12 protein-coding genes are annotated in these 14,330 nt (G+C 72.5%); 6 read left to right on the top strand and 6 right to left on the bottom strand.

Annotated features, from left to right (window positions below; translation table 11 throughout):
* The first annotated feature begins 133 nt into the window (after positions 1 to 133).
* Together xylB and AC4BEG_RS35010 are read left to right on the top strand one after the other, a co-directional pair.
* The gene (gene xylB / locus AC4BEG_RS35015; protein WP_490707303.1) at positions 134 to 1,576 is read left to right on the top strand and encodes a xylulokinase; all 1,443 of its coding nucleotides are present in this window, start codon (positions 134 to 136) and stop codon (positions 1,574 to 1,576) included.
* A gap of 58 nt (positions 1,577 to 1,634) precedes the next feature.
* Positions 1,635 to 2,882, top strand: a complete 1,248-nt coding sequence (locus AC4BEG_RS35010) for an ROK family protein (RefSeq protein WP_490707302.1) — start codon at positions 1,635 to 1,637, stop codon at positions 2,880 to 2,882.
* 76 nt (positions 2,883 to 2,958) lie between these two features.
* Here AC4BEG_RS35010 and AC4BEG_RS35005 read toward each other — a convergent pair whose 3' ends face one another.
* Complete coding sequence (locus tag AC4BEG_RS35005; RefSeq protein ID WP_490703699.1) at positions 2,959 to 3,447, bottom strand: GNAT family N-acetyltransferase; 489 nt, start codon at positions 3,445 to 3,447, stop codon at positions 2,959 to 2,961.
* A gap of 80 nt (positions 3,448 to 3,527) precedes the next feature.
* Positions 3,528 to 4,391 carry a phosphatidylinositol-specific phospholipase C/glycerophosphodiester phosphodiesterase family protein gene (locus tag AC4BEG_RS35000; RefSeq protein ID WP_490703698.1) on the bottom strand — a complete coding sequence of 288 codons (864 nt, stop codon included), beginning with the start codon at positions 4,389 to 4,391 and terminating at the stop codon, positions 3,528 to 3,530.
* A gap of 421 nt (positions 4,392 to 4,812) precedes the next feature.
* On the opposite strand from AC4BEG_RS35000, the gene AC4BEG_RS34995 reads away from it, so the two are divergent.
* The gene (locus AC4BEG_RS34995; RefSeq protein WP_490703697.1) at positions 4,813 to 6,225 is read left to right on the top strand and encodes a family 2B encapsulin nanocompartment shell protein; all 1,413 of its coding nucleotides are present in this window, start codon (positions 4,813 to 4,815) and stop codon (positions 6,223 to 6,225) included.
* A 71-nt stretch (positions 6,226 to 6,296) separates the two neighbouring features.
* Positions 6,297 to 7,685 (top strand): family 2B encapsulin nanocompartment shell protein, encoded by a 1,389-nt coding sequence (locus tag AC4BEG_RS34990; RefSeq protein WP_490703696.1) that lies wholly within the window; start codon positions 6,297 to 6,299, stop codon positions 7,683 to 7,685.
* Positions 7,686 to 7,713: 28 nt separating this feature from the next.
* Here the strand turns inward: AC4BEG_RS34990 and AC4BEG_RS34985 are convergent, their stop codons facing one another.
* The 4 genes from AC4BEG_RS34985 to AC4BEG_RS34970 all read right to left on the bottom strand — a co-directional run bounded on the left by AC4BEG_RS34985 (position 7,714) and on the right by AC4BEG_RS34970 (position 11,467).
* Positions 7,714 to 7,908 (bottom strand): hypothetical protein, encoded by a 195-nt coding sequence (locus tag AC4BEG_RS34985; RefSeq protein WP_069860708.1) that lies wholly within the window; start codon positions 7,906 to 7,908, stop codon positions 7,714 to 7,716.
* 219 nt (positions 7,909 to 8,127) lie between these two features.
* Positions 8,128 to 9,264 carry an acyl-CoA dehydrogenase family protein gene (locus tag AC4BEG_RS34980; protein ID WP_490703695.1) on the bottom strand — a complete coding sequence of 379 codons (1,137 nt, stop codon included), beginning with the start codon at positions 9,262 to 9,264 and terminating at the stop codon, positions 8,128 to 8,130.
* Complete coding sequence (locus AC4BEG_RS34975) at positions 9,261 to 10,466, bottom strand: acyl-CoA dehydrogenase family protein (RefSeq protein ID WP_490703694.1); 1,206 nt, start codon at positions 10,464 to 10,466, stop codon at positions 9,261 to 9,263. The genes AC4BEG_RS34980 and AC4BEG_RS34975 overlap by 4 nt, the downstream gene beginning before the upstream one ends.
* The gene (locus AC4BEG_RS34970) at positions 10,463 to 11,467 is read right to left on the bottom strand and encodes an NADPH:quinone oxidoreductase family protein (RefSeq protein WP_490703693.1); all 1,005 of its coding nucleotides are present in this window, start codon (positions 11,465 to 11,467) and stop codon (positions 10,463 to 10,465) included. Before AC4BEG_RS34970 ends, AC4BEG_RS34975 begins: the two co-directional genes overlap by 4 nt.
* Positions 11,468 to 11,715: 248 nt before the next feature.
* On the opposite strand from AC4BEG_RS34970, the gene egtA reads away from it, so the two are divergent.
* Together egtA and egtB are read left to right on the top strand one after the other, a co-directional pair.
* Positions 11,716 to 12,981 carry an ergothioneine biosynthesis glutamate--cysteine ligase EgtA gene (egtA, locus tag AC4BEG_RS34965; RefSeq protein WP_490703692.1) on the top strand — a complete coding sequence of 422 codons (1,266 nt, stop codon included), beginning with the start codon at positions 11,716 to 11,718 and terminating at the stop codon, positions 12,979 to 12,981.
* The gene (gene egtB, locus AC4BEG_RS34960; protein ID WP_490703691.1) at positions 12,978 to 14,321 is read left to right on the top strand and encodes an ergothioneine biosynthesis protein EgtB; all 1,344 of its coding nucleotides are present in this window, start codon (positions 12,978 to 12,980) and stop codon (positions 14,319 to 14,321) included. Before egtA ends, egtB begins: the two co-directional genes overlap by 4 nt.
* Positions 14,322 to 14,330: the final 9 nt, after the last annotated feature.

Here is a 14,330-nt window from a genome sequence, read left to right as displayed (position 1 = left end):
CGGCTCCCTCGCCTATTTCGTCATGGCAGTTTACAAATTAGTATGCGCAAGCAATCCGGGGAAGCCCCGCAGCATCCGCACCCCACCCGCACACCTGGGACGCAAGGGAGAGCCCGAGATGGCAGCAGCAGCCATGCCCGTGCCGGAAGGACCGCTGGTCGTCGGCGTGGACAGCTCCACACAGTCGACCAAGGCACTGGTCGTCGACTCCGCGACGGGGCGGGTGGTCGCACGCGGGCAGGCCCCGCACACCGTCACCGCCGGCCGCGACGGCGCCGGCAAGGAGTCCGTGCCGGAGCAGTGGTGGGAAGCGCTGGCCGAGGCCCTGCGCCAGTGCGGGACCCCCGCCCACGAGGCGGCCGCGGTCTCGGTCGGCGGCCAGCAGCACGGTCTGGTCACCCTGGACGCCTCCGGCCGCTCGGTGCGCCCCGCGATGCTGTGGAACGACGTGCGCTCGGCGCCGCAGCGCGACCGGCTGGTGACGGAGCTGGGCGGCCCGAAGGCGTGGGCGGAGCGGATCGGCAGTGTGCCCGCGCCCGCCTTCACCGTCACCAAGTGGGCCTGGCTCAAGGAGAACGAACCGGAGGCGGCCCGCGCCACCACGGCCGTACGCCTCCCCCACGACTACCTGACCGAGCGGCTGACCGGTCATGGCACCACCGACCGCGGGGACGCCTCGGGCACCGGCTGGTGGGCGTCCGCGACCGAGGCGTACGACGAGGAGATCCTCGAGCGGGTGGGACTGGCCCCTGAGCTGCTGCCGCGGGTGCTGCGCCACGGCGAAGCCGCCGGGACCGTACGGGACCTCCCGGACCTTCCGCTGCCCAGCGGCGCCCTGGTGGCCACCGGTACGGGCGACAACATGGCAGCCGCACTCGGGCTCGGGCTGCGCCCGGGGCAGCCGGTGCTGAGCCTGGGGACCTCCGGCACCGTGTACGCGGTCTCGGCGCACCGGCCCGCGGATCCCACCGGCGTGGTCGCGGGGTTCGCCGACACCCGGGACGCCTGGCTGCCGCTCGCCTGCACCCTCAACTGCACCCTGGCAGTGGACCGGATCGCCGCGCTGCTCGGCCGGGAGCGGGAGGCGGTGGAACCGGGCGGCTCGGCCGTGCTGCTGCCCTTCCTGGACGGCGAGCGCACCCCACATCTGCCGGATGCCTCCGGCCTGCTGCACGGGCTGCGCCATGACACCACGCCCGGCCAGGTGCTCCAAGCCGCCTACGAAGGCGCCGTGTTCGCCTTGCTCACCGCCTTGGACCGGGTGCTGGACGGGGACGGCGCGTCCGACACTCCGCTGCTGCTCATCGGTGGCGGCGCCAAGGGCACGGCATGGCGGGAGACGGTGCGCAGGCTCAGCGGCCGCCCCGTCCAGGTGCCGCGCGCCCAGGAGTTGGTCGCCCTCGGTGCCGCCGCCCAGGCCGCAGGGCTGCTGCTGGGCGAGGATCCCGCGGCGGTGGCCCGGCGCTGGGCGACGGCACAGGGGCCGTCCTACGATGCGGTGCCGCGCGACGAAGCGACGCTGGAGCGGGTCGCGGGGGTGCTGTCCGACGCCGACGGTCTGCTCCACCGGACCTGACGCACCACGAGAGGAGACCACGACGGTGGCAGCGCCACTGCCCAACACCCAGCAGGCGATGCGCCGGCGCAATCTGTCCCTGGTGCTGCACGCCGTGGCCGCACGGGGCCCGCTGTCCCGCGCGGCCGTCGCCGGTGAGGTGGGGCTGACCCGGGCCGCGGTGTCCACCCTCGTCGACGAGCTGATCCGGGACGGGCTGCTGGTCGAGCTGGGCCCCTCCCGGCCCGGTACGGTCGGCCGCCCCGGCAGCGCGCTCCAGCTCGACGAGCGGGGTCCGGCCGGGCTCGGCGCGGAGATCGGCGTGGACCGGCTGGCCGTGTGCGCGGTGGACCTGCGCGGACGGATACGGGCCCGGACCGAGATCGCGGCGGCGAACCGGGACCGCGCCCCGGAACCGGTTCTCGGTCAACTGGCGGACCTGGTGCGGACGGTGGCGGCCGACGCCAAGGGCGCGGGGCTGCGCCCGGTGGGTCTGACGGTGGCAGTGCCCGGTCTGGTGGCCCGTGGCTCGTCCCTGGTCGTACGGGCCCCCAACCTCGGCTGGGAGAGCGTGGACATCGGCCCCGGACTGCGCGCCGAACTGCCCGACCTCCCCCTGACGGTCGGCAACGAGGCCAACCTGGGCGCGCTCGCCGAGCTCTGGCGCGGTGGCCACGATCCGGAGCTCCGTGACTTCGTCCATGTCTCGGCCGAGATCGGCATCGGTGCCGCGGTGGTGCTCGACGGTCGACTGCTGCGCGGTACGCGCGGTTTCGCGGGCGAACTGGGCCATGTTCCGGTCCGTCCGGAGGGGCCCGAGTGCCCGTGTGGCGGACGCGGCTGTCTGGAGCGGTACGCGGGTGAGGAGGCGGTACTGCGGGCGAGCGGGCTCTCCCCCGAGCAGGCCGCGGCCGAACATCCCGGCCCCGGCGGCCGGATCGCCCTGCTGGCCGTGAGGGCCGCCGCGGGCGACCGCCGGGTGCGGCGCGCGCTCCGGGACGCCGGCGCGGCCCTCGGGATCGTGCTCGCGGGCACGGTGAATCTGCTGGACCCGCAGAAGGTGGTGCTCGGCGGAGCCCTCACCCCGCTGGCACCCTGGCTGCTGCCCGCTCTGGAACGGGAATTGGGGCGGCGGGTGGCGGATCCGGCCCGGCCGGGTCAGGAGACGGTCACCGTCTCCCGCCTGGGCGCTGAGGGCCCGCTGCTCGGCGCGGCCCACTCCGTCGTCCGGGCGGTCCTCGACGATCCCGCGGCGTTCAAGGACCCGGGAGCCGCCGCCGGTGCCCGAGGGAACCGCGCGGTGGACACCGCGCGGCGGCGATCGTAACCGCCCGGTTCCGCGGCGGCGTCGGACCGCTCCCAGCTCGACGGTCCGACGGCGAGGTCCGGTGGCCCGGCCGCGCTCACAGGTGCTGATGCATGATGTGGAGTCCGACATAGCCCTTCGTCGGGTGCTCGAACGCCTCCGGGACGGTGCCCACCACCTCGAAGCCCAGTGAACGCCACAGCGCGACCGCCCGGGTGTTGCTCTCCACGACGGCGTTGAACTGCATGCCCCGGTAGCCTTCGGCCCGCGCCCACTCCAGGACATGTTCGCCAAGGGCCCGTCCGACCCCGCGTCCGGCCTGCTCAGGCGCCACCATGAAGCTGGCGCTTGCGATATGCGAACCGGGACCCATGTGGTTGGGGTTCATCTTGGCCGAACCGAGCACGGTGCCGTCGGGGTCGGTGGCCACGACGGTACGGCCCGGGGCCGTCAGCATCCAGAGGTCGCGCGCCTGGTCCTCGTCGAGGTCGCGTGGATAAGTGTAGGTCTCGCCCGCGGCGACGATGCGGTGCAGGAAGGGCCAGATCGAGGGCCAGTCCTGAGGGGTGGCAGTCCTGATGAGCATGACCGACAGCATGACGCCGGTGACCGCGGAACGCGACGGGTTTTTGCGTTCCGCCGCCACCGGTCCGGTCAGCTGTCCGGTCAGCGGGTGCCGCGCAGGAAGTCCTCGAGACCCGCCAGGTCGTCGGTGTTGAGGAGGTCGATGTCGGCGGCCAGCAGTTCGCGCCACAGGGCGTCGCGCTCCGGCCCCGCCACATCGGGTGTGGCCCAGAAGCGCACCCGCTGACGGTCGTGGTGCGCGGCGCCGACGATCTGCCGCAGCCTCTCCCGCTCCGCCGGGGGCATGGTGCCCGCGCCCTGCCAGGTGAAGGTCTTGTTCCAGTCGGCGCTGATGAGCGGGATGAAGGAGGCGGGCACTCCCGTGCCGAGGTCCTCCAGGCGTCCGTCGTAGAAGGCGTGGCGCACCTTCTCGGCCTCCATGGGGGCGCGGGCGCCGCGGTCACCGGAGATGACGGCGGTCACCGGGCCGCGGCGCACCCGGCCGCCGACCCCGCCGTAGGCGGCGCTGAACATCGGGCCGTAGCGGCGCAGCCGTTCGGCGAGTGCGCGGTAGGTGGCCTCGCCCGGGGTCTTGAGGTCGATCAGCAGCTGGAGGGAGAGGTCGTAACCGCGGTAGACCCGGCCGCCGTTGGCCTTCACCCGCCGGGCCAGCGGGTGGAGGTAGAGCGATTCGAGGGTACGGGTCGGGTCCAGGTCGGTGGCGTCGTGGGCGACCAGCAACGCGCCGTCCACCAGCCAGATGTCGGCCTCGACACTGCCGAAGCCGTGGGAGAGCGCGTCGGTGAGCGGGCGGGGGTGCTCGTAGTCGTTGTGCGCATGGGCTCTGCCCAGGGGCGGTGCGGGCCTGCCCGTGGCCGCCGTACCGGCGAAGGCGGGTGTGGCCACACCGCCCGCCACGGCGGCTCCGAGGGTGACGACAAAGGCGCGGCGCGTACGGCGTTCCATGATGCCTCCCGGCTCTCGTCCCGGCGTGCTGCTCGGCTGTGCGCGGTGACGCCAGTGAGTATCGGGGGGCCGTGGCCCCAAAGGGCAGAGCCGTGCGAAGAGTTCGGCGGGCGGACTCCGGCCATTTCCCCGCTGTTCCCGCGCGGCCGGGGTGCGGGGCGCGCCAGAGTCGCCCCAGGGTGCCTGGAGGGTGCGACGCGCCGCGCCGAACGCGAAGGGGCCGCGGCGCGGACGCGCCGAACGGCGGCACGTACGGCTGCCCCGCGGAGCCGGAGTATTTACCCATTCCTCGCGTGCGTCCGAACCCTTCGGGTGGCCACACTTTTGAGTGAATGCACAGGCCCAAAGGCCGCTGCTAGCTTGTGAGTTGCTCGGGAGGAATTTCTCTTGAGGTCCGTCCAGGGGTGGGTGAGCATGCACGATGACGACGTCCGTTGAACCGGGTTCCGGTACCGACAATTCGCAGCCGCTGTCGAGTCTCGGCACGGCGGCCGCGCGGAATCTGGCGACGACGACCAAGTCCGTTCCGCAGATGCAGGGAATTACCTCGCGATGGCTGCTGCGCATGCTGCCGTGGGTGCATGTGCCGGGCGGCACCTACCGGGTGAACCGGCGGGCCTCGCACACCCTCGGGGACGGCAGGGTGGAGTTCACGACCACCGGCGCCGAGGTCCAGGTCATCCCGGTCGAGCTGCGGGAGCTTCCGCTGCTCCGCGGCTTCGAGGACACCGAGGCCCTCGAGGCGCTGGCGAACCGGTTCACCCAGCGTGAGCTGGCTCCCGGCGATGTGCTGGTGGAGGCCGGGCGTCCGGCCGATGAGCTGTATCTGATCGCCCATGGCAAGGTCGACAAGCTGACCGAGGGAGCCTTCGACGAGCCCGCGGTGGTCGGCACGGCCGCCGGCGGTGACCACCTCGGCGAGCGGGAGCTGGCTTCGGCCGATGTCGGCACCTGGGGCGTCACCGTCAAGGCGGTCACCTCCTGCACCGTGCTGGCGCTGCCCCGCCAGGAGTTCGAGGAGCAGATGGACCGCTCGGGGGCACTGCGGGAGCATGTGGAGGCGGTGCGGGCGGCGCCCGAGCCCCCGCGGAACGAGCACGGCGAGGCGTCCATCGAGCTGTCCTCCGGCCATGCGGGCGAGCCTCTGCTGCCGGGCACCTTCGCCGAGTACGAGCTCGCCCCCCGCGAGTACGAGCTGAGCGTGGCCCAGACCGTGCTGCGGGTCCACACCCGGGTCGCCGACCTGTACAACGACCCGATGAACCAGGTGGAGCAGCAGCTCCGGCTGACCATCGAGGCCCTGCGGGAGCGCCAGGAGCACGAGCTCATCAACAACTCCCGGATCGGCCTGCTGCACAACGCGGACCTGTCCCAGCGCATCCACACCCGCGGCGGCCCGCCCACCCCCGACGACCTCGACGCCCTGCTGGCCACCGTATGGAAGGACCCGGGGCTGATCCTGGCGCATCCGCGCGCGATCGCCGCGATCGGCCGGGAGTTCAACAGCCGCGGCATCTCCCCGCAGAGCGCGGAGGTGAACGGTCATGCGATGCCGGCGTGGCGCGGTGTGCCCATTTTCCCGTGCAACAAGATTCCGGTGACCCGCAGCGGAGTCACCTCCGTTCTCGTCCTGCGCACCGGCGAGGAGAACCAGGGGGTTATCGGGCTGCATCGGACCGGAATTCCCGATGAATACCAGCCGAGCCTCTCCGTGCGGTTCATGGGAATCAGCGAGCAGGCCATCATCTCGTATCTCGTCAGCGCCTACTATTCCGCGGCCGTTCTGGTCCCGGATGCGCTCGGAATCCTGGAGAACGTGGAAATCGGCCTCTGACGGCCCGCCACACCTTGCGGTGGCCCTCGTATACGTTCCCGAATACATACCGAAATGAGTGATGAGCACAGATGACCACTTCCGTGGAGTCCGGCGAGCAGCCGCTGAGTCTGGGCACGGCCGCCGCACGGAATCTGGCGACCACGACCAAGTCCGTTCCGCAGATGCAGGCCATCTCGTCCCGATGGCTGCTGCGGGTCCTGCCCTGGGTGCAGGTGTCGGCCGGCACTTACCGGGTGAACCGGCGGCTGAGCTACACGGTCGGTGACGGGCGGGTGGAGTTCGTCACCACTGGGTCGCAGGTGCGGGTCATCCCGCCGGAGCTGGCCGAGCTGCCGACGCTGCGCGGCTTCGAGGACACCTCCGTGCTGGAGTCGCTGGCCGACGCCTGCGTCCAGCGGGAGTACGCGCCGGGGGATGTGCTGGTCGAGGCCGGTCGCCCGGCCGATCAGGTGTATCTGGTCGCCCATGGCAAGGTCCGGCAGATCGCTCCCGGCGCCTATGACACCGATACGGCGCTCGCGGTGCTGGCCGATGGGGAGTACTTCGGCGACGCCGCGCTCACCGGGCCGGAGCAGACCTGGGAGTTCACCGTCCGGGCGGTCACCCGCACCACAGTGCTCACCCTCCCCCGCCGTGCCTTCCAGGAGGCGGCCGACCGGTCGGGGGCGCTGCGCGCCCATCTCGAGGAACGGGAGAACCGGCCGGAGCCCGCGCGCAACCGTCGTGGCGAGGCCGATATCGCGATCACCTCGGGCCACTCGGGCGAGCCGGTGCTGCCGGGGACGTTCGCCGAATACGAGCTGAGCCCGCGGGAGTACGAGCTGAGCGTGGCCCAGACCGTGCTGCGGGTCCACACCCGGGTCGCCGATCTCTACAACGACCCCATGGACCAGGTGGAGGAGCAGCTCCGGCTGACCATCGAGGCGCTGCGAGAGCGTCAGGAGCACGAGCTCATCAACAACCGGGAGTTCGGCCTGCTGCACAATGCCGATCTGTCCCAGCGCATCCACACCCGCAGCGGGCCGCCCACCCCGGATGACCTCGATGAGCTGCTGTCGCGGCGCCGCAAGACGCAGTATCTGCTGGCCCATCCGCGCACCATCGCGGCCTTCGGGCGTGAGTGCAGCAGCCGAGGGCTGTATCCGCAGGGCATCGAGATCGGCGGGGTGGCGGTGCGGGCCTGGCGCGGGGTGCCGCTGCTGCCGTGCAACAAGATCCCGGTGAGCGAGTCCGGCACCAGCTCCATCCTGGCGATGCGCACCGGGGAGGAGGGCCAGGGCGTTGTCGGGCTCCACCAGACCGGGATCCCCGATGAGTACGAGCCCAGTCTGAACGTCCGGTTCATGGGCATCAATGCCCAGGCCGTGACGTCGTATCTGGTCAGCGCCTACTACTCGGCGGCGATTCTGGTGCCGGACGCGTTGGGTGTCCTGGAGGACGTCGAGATCGGCCGCTGAGCGGTGCCGCCGTCACCGCGGGCGCGGGTCAGGGGCGGACGCTGCTGACCACGTCCGCGGTGGCGGCAAGCCCTTCGGAGATGGTGGGCGCCACACTGCTGCTGGCCAGATAGAAGCCGAGCGTCACACAGACCAGGGCATGGGAGATACGCAGCCCGCCACTGCGCAGAAAGACCACCGCCAGAATCAGAAGCAGCAGGACCACGGAGATGGAAATGGCCATGGGAGCCTCCTCGGCCGCTACGGAGGATCGGAATCCGGCCGTCAGTGTGGCCCAGAATCGCCCATGCCCCGCCGAACCATGGTGCTCCGGACGAGTGCCGATCTGTTGTTCGGTATGGCGGATGGGGGCCGCGGTGCGGAACCGGTCCGCCGCGGGGCTGGGACGCCGGTCCGCCCCGGCGCCAGATGCCGGGGCGGACCCCTACCGCGCCCGGGGCGGTCAGCCGGTGGGTGCCGGGAGGGCCACCAGCCCGGCCAGGAGCTGACGGTGACGGCCGGGTGTGCCCAGCGCGATCTCGTCGCTCTTGGCCCGCTTGAGATAGAGATGGGCCGGGTGTTCCCAGGTCATCCCGATACCGCCGTGCAGCTGTACGCATTCCTCGGCGGCGTGCACGGCCACTTCGGCGCAGTACGCCTGGGCGATGGCCACCGCCACCGGGGCGTCCGGACTGTCCGTGGCCAGGGCGTCGGCGGCGTACCGGGCGGTGGCGCGGGCGGAGACCAGCTCCAGCCACAGTGCCGCCATCCGGTGCTTCAGCGCCTGGAACGAACCGATGGGGCGGCCGAACTGATGGCGCTCGCCGGTGTGGCGCACGGTCTCGGTCAGACACCATTCGGCCACCCCCAGCTGTTCGGAGGCGAGCAGCCCCGCCCCGGTCAGCAGGGCGCGCCGGACCGCGGACCAGGCCCGGTCCGCTCCGGCCACCCGGCGCGCGGGCGCCCCGTCGAGGGTCACCGTGGCCAGCGGCCGGGTGAGGTCCAGGGAGGTGAGCGGGGCGACGGTGACACCGGGCTCGGTGGTCTGCGCGGCGTACAGCCCGTAGCCGTCCGGCCCTTCGGCGGGGATCAGCAGCACCTCGGCTCCCAGCGCGCCAGCGACGCCGCGGACCTCACCGCTCAGGGTTCCGTCGCCGCCGGTCCGTACGGTGGCGGGCGGGGTGTCCTCGCCCGGTGTGCCGGCCAGCGGAAGGGCCAGAGCTCCGGTGGTCCGGCCCTCGGCGAACCCTCGGAGCAGCCGCGCCACGGCCTCGTCGTCGGTGTCGCAGCCGAGCAAGGTGGTGACGGCCAGGACGGCGCTGGTGAGATAGGGCACGGGGGCCACGGCACGGCCGAGTTCCTCCATCACCACCGCCACCTCGCGTGCGGTGGCGCCCTGTCCGCCCAGCTTGTCGGGGACCAGCAGCCCGGCCGTGCCCATCTCGGCGCCCAGCGCCCGCCATACGGCGGGGTCGTACGGCCGGTCGCTCTCCGCCTGGGCGAGCACCGCCGGGGCCGGGCAGCGGTCGGTCAGCAACGCCCGTACGGCCGCGCGCAGATCGTCCTCGGCCTCGGAGTAGAGCAGGTCCGGGGTGCTCATCGGGGCAGGTCCTTCCACGGGACGTCCTTGTCGGTCCGCGGCTCGGGCGGCAGGCCCAGGACGCGTTCGGCGATGATGTTGAGCAGCACCTCCGAGGTGCCGCCCTCGATGGAGTTGCCCTTTGCGCGCAGATAGCGGTAGCCGGCCTCGCGGCCGGTGAAGTCGACGTGTTCGGGGCGGCGCAGGGTCCAGTCGTCGTAGGCCAGCCCCTCCTCACCCAGCAGTTCCACCTCCAGCGCGCTGAGCCGCTGGTTGAGGCGGGCGAAGGCGAGTTTCATGGCCGAGCCCTCGGGTCCGGGCTGGCCCAGGGCGAGTTGCTGGCGCAGCCGTTCGCCCGCCAGCCGGGCCGCCTCGGCGTCCACCCACAGCCGCAGCAGCCGCTGGTGGAGGTCGTGGGTGCGCAGCTCGGGCCGGTCCCGCCAGGTCTTCGCGACCAGGCCGACCATGCCGCCTTCTCGGGGGATCCGGTCGCCGCCGATGGCGACCCGCTCGTTCATCAGGGTGGTCTGGGCGACCCGCCAGCCCTCGCCGACCTCGCCGAGGCGCCGGCTGTCGGGGATGCGCACCCCGGTGAGGAAGACCTCGTTGAACTCCGCCTCGCCGGTGATCTGGCGCAGCGGGCGCACCTCGACCCCGGGGTCGGTCATATCGCAGATGAAGTAGGTGATGCCGCGGTGCTTGGGCAGTTCAGGGTCGGTGCGGGCGATGAGGATGGCCCAGCGGGCGAGATGCGCGCTGGAGGTCCACACCTTCTGGCCGTCGACCACCCATGCGTCGCCGTCGCGCACCGCGCGGGTGCCCAGGGCCGCGAGATCGGATCCGGCGCCGGGTTCGCTGAACAGCTGGCACCACACCTCCTCGCCGGTCCACAGCGGGCGCAGCAGCCGGGTGCGCTGCTCGTCGGTGCCGAAGCCGAGGATGGTGGGGGCGGCCATCCCCAGGCCGATGCCGATGCGGCGGGGGTCGTTGTCGGGTGCCCCGGCGGCCTCGAGTTCGGCGTCCACGACGGCCTGGAGGGAGCGTGGGGCGTCCAGGCCGCCGAGCCCCGCCGGGTAGTGGACCCAGGCGAGCCCGGCGTCGAAGCGGGCGCGCAGGAAGTCCAGACGGTCGGTGGTGGCCGGGGGGTGGGCGTCGAGGAGTGCGCGGACGCGGCGGCGCAGTTCGGGGGCGTCCACGGCGGTCCGGTCCCGGGCGGTGGTCATCGGGGGCCTCCCGTCGTCTGGCCGGGGACGACCACCACCCGGCCGGTGGTGACGCCGTCGGCGACGCGCTGGACGGCGTCGGCCGCGTCCGCGAGCGACACCCGCTCGCTGACCAGGGGCCGTACGGTGCCCTGGGCGGCCAGCTTGGTCAGTTCGTCGTGGCAGGAGCGGACGGCGGCCGGGTCTTTGGTGTTGTACAGACCCCAGTGGAGGCCGAGGATGGCGTAGTTCTTGACCAGGGCGTGGTTGAGGGCGGCCTGGGGGACGACGCCGCTGGCGAAGCCGACGACCACGATGCGGCCCTCGAAGGCCACGCACTTGACGGACTTGGCGAAGGCGTCGCCACCGACGGGGTCGTACACCACATCGGCGCCGCGTCCGCCGGTGGCCTCCTTGACCGCGGCCACGATGTCGTCCGTGCGGCGGTCGAGCACGAGGTCACAGCCCACCTCACGGGCCACCCGCGCCTTGTCCTCACCGCCGACGACGCCGATGACCCGGGCGCCGACCGCCTTGCCGAGCTGGACGGCGGCGGTGCCCACCCCGCCCGCGGCGGCGTGCACCAGCAGGGTCTCGCCCGATTGCAGCCGGGCCCGGCGGTGCAGACCGAACCAGCCGGTCTGGTAGCCGATGTGCAGTGCCGCGGCCTCGGCGTCGTCCAGAGCGTCGGGAGCCGGGAGCACACTCGACGCGTCCACCGTGACCAGTTCGGCGAAACCGCCTGCGGGCAGGGCGGGGGTGGCCACGACGCGGGTGCCCACCTCGCCCTCGGCGCCCTCGCCGACAGCGACGACCTCACCGCACAGCTCGACGCCCGGGGTGAACGGCAGTGGCGGCCGGACCTGGTAGTGGCCGCGACACAGCAGGGCGTCGGGGAAGTTGACGTTGGCGGCCAGGACCCGCACCAGCAGCTGTCCCGGGCCCGCCACCGGATCGGGCACCTCTTCCAGGCGCATGACCTCACGCGGCTCGCCGTTGTCGTGCACTCGCCATGCCTGCATCCGGTGGCCTCCACAAAGCTGTCGGTAGCGGCGTTCCCTACGCCGAGGCGGCACATACTAACCAGTCGGTACGACGGTGGAAACCGCCCTGTGCTGTGGCCTCAGCCATCCTGCCGTTCCCGTCCGGCGGGGTGAGAACTCCTGTGCAACTCTGGATGCACCCTTGAGCCCGGCGCGTCCGCAGGTGAGAGTGAGCGGCACAGATCGGTTCGCAGCACGGCGAGCCGATCGCCGGAACGGGACGGGAGATGACGACTGTGCCCGACAGCAAGGCCATCAGCGAGGCCGAGATGGAGGCCAGGCTGCACGGCATCTGTTTCAAAACAGGGCCGCCGCGCCGTATCGGTGTCGAACTGGAATGGCTCCTGTACGACCCGCACGACCCCGCACGACCCGTGGAGGCGGCCCGGCTGGAGGCCGCGGTCACCGCTCTGCGCGGACTGCCGCTCCGGTCCGCGATCACCTTCGAACCCGGCGGCCAGTTGGAGCTGAGCTCCCTCCCGGCCGACTCCCTCACCGCCTGCGTGGAGTCCGCCGCCGCCGATCTGGTTCTCGTACGCACCCTTCTCGCCGGGCTCGGTCTCGGTATCGCCGGGCATGGCCATGACCCCTGGCGGCCGCCGCGCCGGTTTCTCACCACGCCCCGCTACGACTCCATGGAGACCTATTTCAACCGCCGTGGCCCGGCGGGACGGTCCATGATGTGCAGCACCGCCTCGGTCCAGGTGTGCGTGGACGCCGGGCAGGAGGAGCCCGGTCCGCTGGGCCTGGGGCGGCGCTGGCGGCTCGCCCACCTCCTGGGCGCCGTCCTGACCGCCACCTTCGCCAATTCACCGCTGCGCGAGGGCAGCCCCACCGGCTACCGCTCCACCCGGCAGGCGCTGTGGGCGTCGATGGACCCCGGCCGCACCCTCGCCCCGCCCGACGGACGCGACCCCCGCACCGCCTGGGCCCGCTATGTGCTGGACGCGCCGGTGATGGCCGTCCGAGCCGAGCACGGGCCGTGGACCGTACCGGACGGGCTGACCTTCCGGCAGTGGGCCCGGACCGCCCTGCCCCGGCCGCCCACCCTCGACGATCTCGACTTCCACATCTCCACCCTCTTCCCGCCCGTCCGGCCGCGCGGCCATCTCGAACTGCGCATGATCGACGCGCAGAGCGGCGACGACGGATGGATCGTCCCCCTCGCCGTCACGGTGGCGCTCTTCGATGACCCCGAGGCCGCGGAAACCGTCTACCGCGTGGTGAAACCGCTCGCCGAGACCGCGGGCACCCGGCCCGCCCCGTGCAACCCGCTGTGGCTGAGCGCGACCCGGGACGGCCTGGCCGACCCCGAACTGCGGAGCGCCGCCGCCACCTGCTTCGCCACCGCGCTGGAGGCACTCCCCCGGCTGGGCGCCTCCCCCGCCATCACCTCCGCCGTGGCCGACTTCACCGACCGCTATGTGGCCCGTGGCCGATGTCCCGCCGACGATCTGCTCGCCCCCGTCCCCGGGAAGGAGGAACGGCCATGACCGCTTCCGACTCCGACCTCCTCGACCTCGACCCCGATGCGCTGCGCATGCGCGCCGAGAGCGCGCTGCGCACCGCGCGGGAACGCACCCACACCCTCACCACCTGCGTGGACGACCACGATCTCACCGCCCAGCACTCCCCCTTGATGTCCCCGCTGGTGTGGGACCTGGCGCATATCGGCAACCAGGAGGAGCAGTGGCTGCTGCGCGCCGTCGACGGACGGCAGGCCATGCGCCCGGAGATCGACTCGGTGTACGACGCCTTCGAGCATCCACGCGCCGAGCGGCCCTCGTTGCCGCTGCTGGCGCCTGCTGAGGCCCGGGGCTATGTCTCCGAGGTGCGCGGCCGGGTGTTCGACGTCCTGGAACGCATCGAGCTGCGCGGCGCCCCGCTGGTCGACGCGGCCTTCGCCTTCGGCATGATCGCCCAGCATGAGCAGCAGCACGACGAGACCATGCTCATCACCCACCAGTTGCGCCGCGGGCCCGCGGCGCTGACCGCTCCCGCGCCGCCGGACACCGCCGACGCGGCCGCGCTGCCCGACGAGGTCCTGATCCCCGGCGGCCCGTTCACCATGGGCACCTCCACCGAACCCTGGGCGCTGGACAATGAACGGCCCGCCCACCGGCGGCTGGTCCCGCCCTTCTGCATCGACACCGCCCCGGTGACCAACGGCGCGTACGCCCGGTTCATCGCGGACGGCGGCTACACGGAGCGCCGCTGGTGGACACCGGAGGGCTGGGCGCATATCCAGGAACACGGTCTGAGCGCACCCCTGTTCTGGCGGCGCGAGGGCGGGCAGTGGCTGCGCCGCAGGTTCGGGGTGACCGAACCGGTGCCGGAGAACGAGCCGGTGCTTCATGTGAGCTGGTACGAGGCGGACGCCTACGCCCGTTGGGCGGGGCGCCGGCTGCCGTCCGAAGAGGAGTGGGAGAAGGCGGCCCGCCACGACCCGGCCACCGGCCGGTCCCTGCGGTATCCGTGGGGCGACGAGGACCCCACCCCCGACCACGCCAACCTCGGCCAGCGCCATCTGCGGCCCGCGCGGGCCGGAAGTTATCCGCGGGGCGCCTCCCCGCTCGGCGTACGGCAGCTGATCGGCGATGTGTGGGAGTGGACCTCCAGCGACTTCCTGCCCTATCCGGGGTTCCGCGTCTTCCCGTACCCCGAGTACTCGCAGGTCTTCTTCGGGCCCGCCTACAAGGTGCTGCGCGGAGGTTCCTTCGCGGTGGACCCGGTGGCCTGCCGGGGCACCTTCCGCAACTGGGACCTGCCGATCCGGCGGCAGATCTTCTCGGGGTTCCGCACCGCCCGCGACGCCGCCCCGGAGGCCGTGTGAGGGCCGCCG

The sequence above is a fragment of the Streptomyces sp. JLBJ103 genome (assembly GCF_058215575.1).
This window is presented reverse-complemented; position numbering and strand designations above follow the sequence as displayed.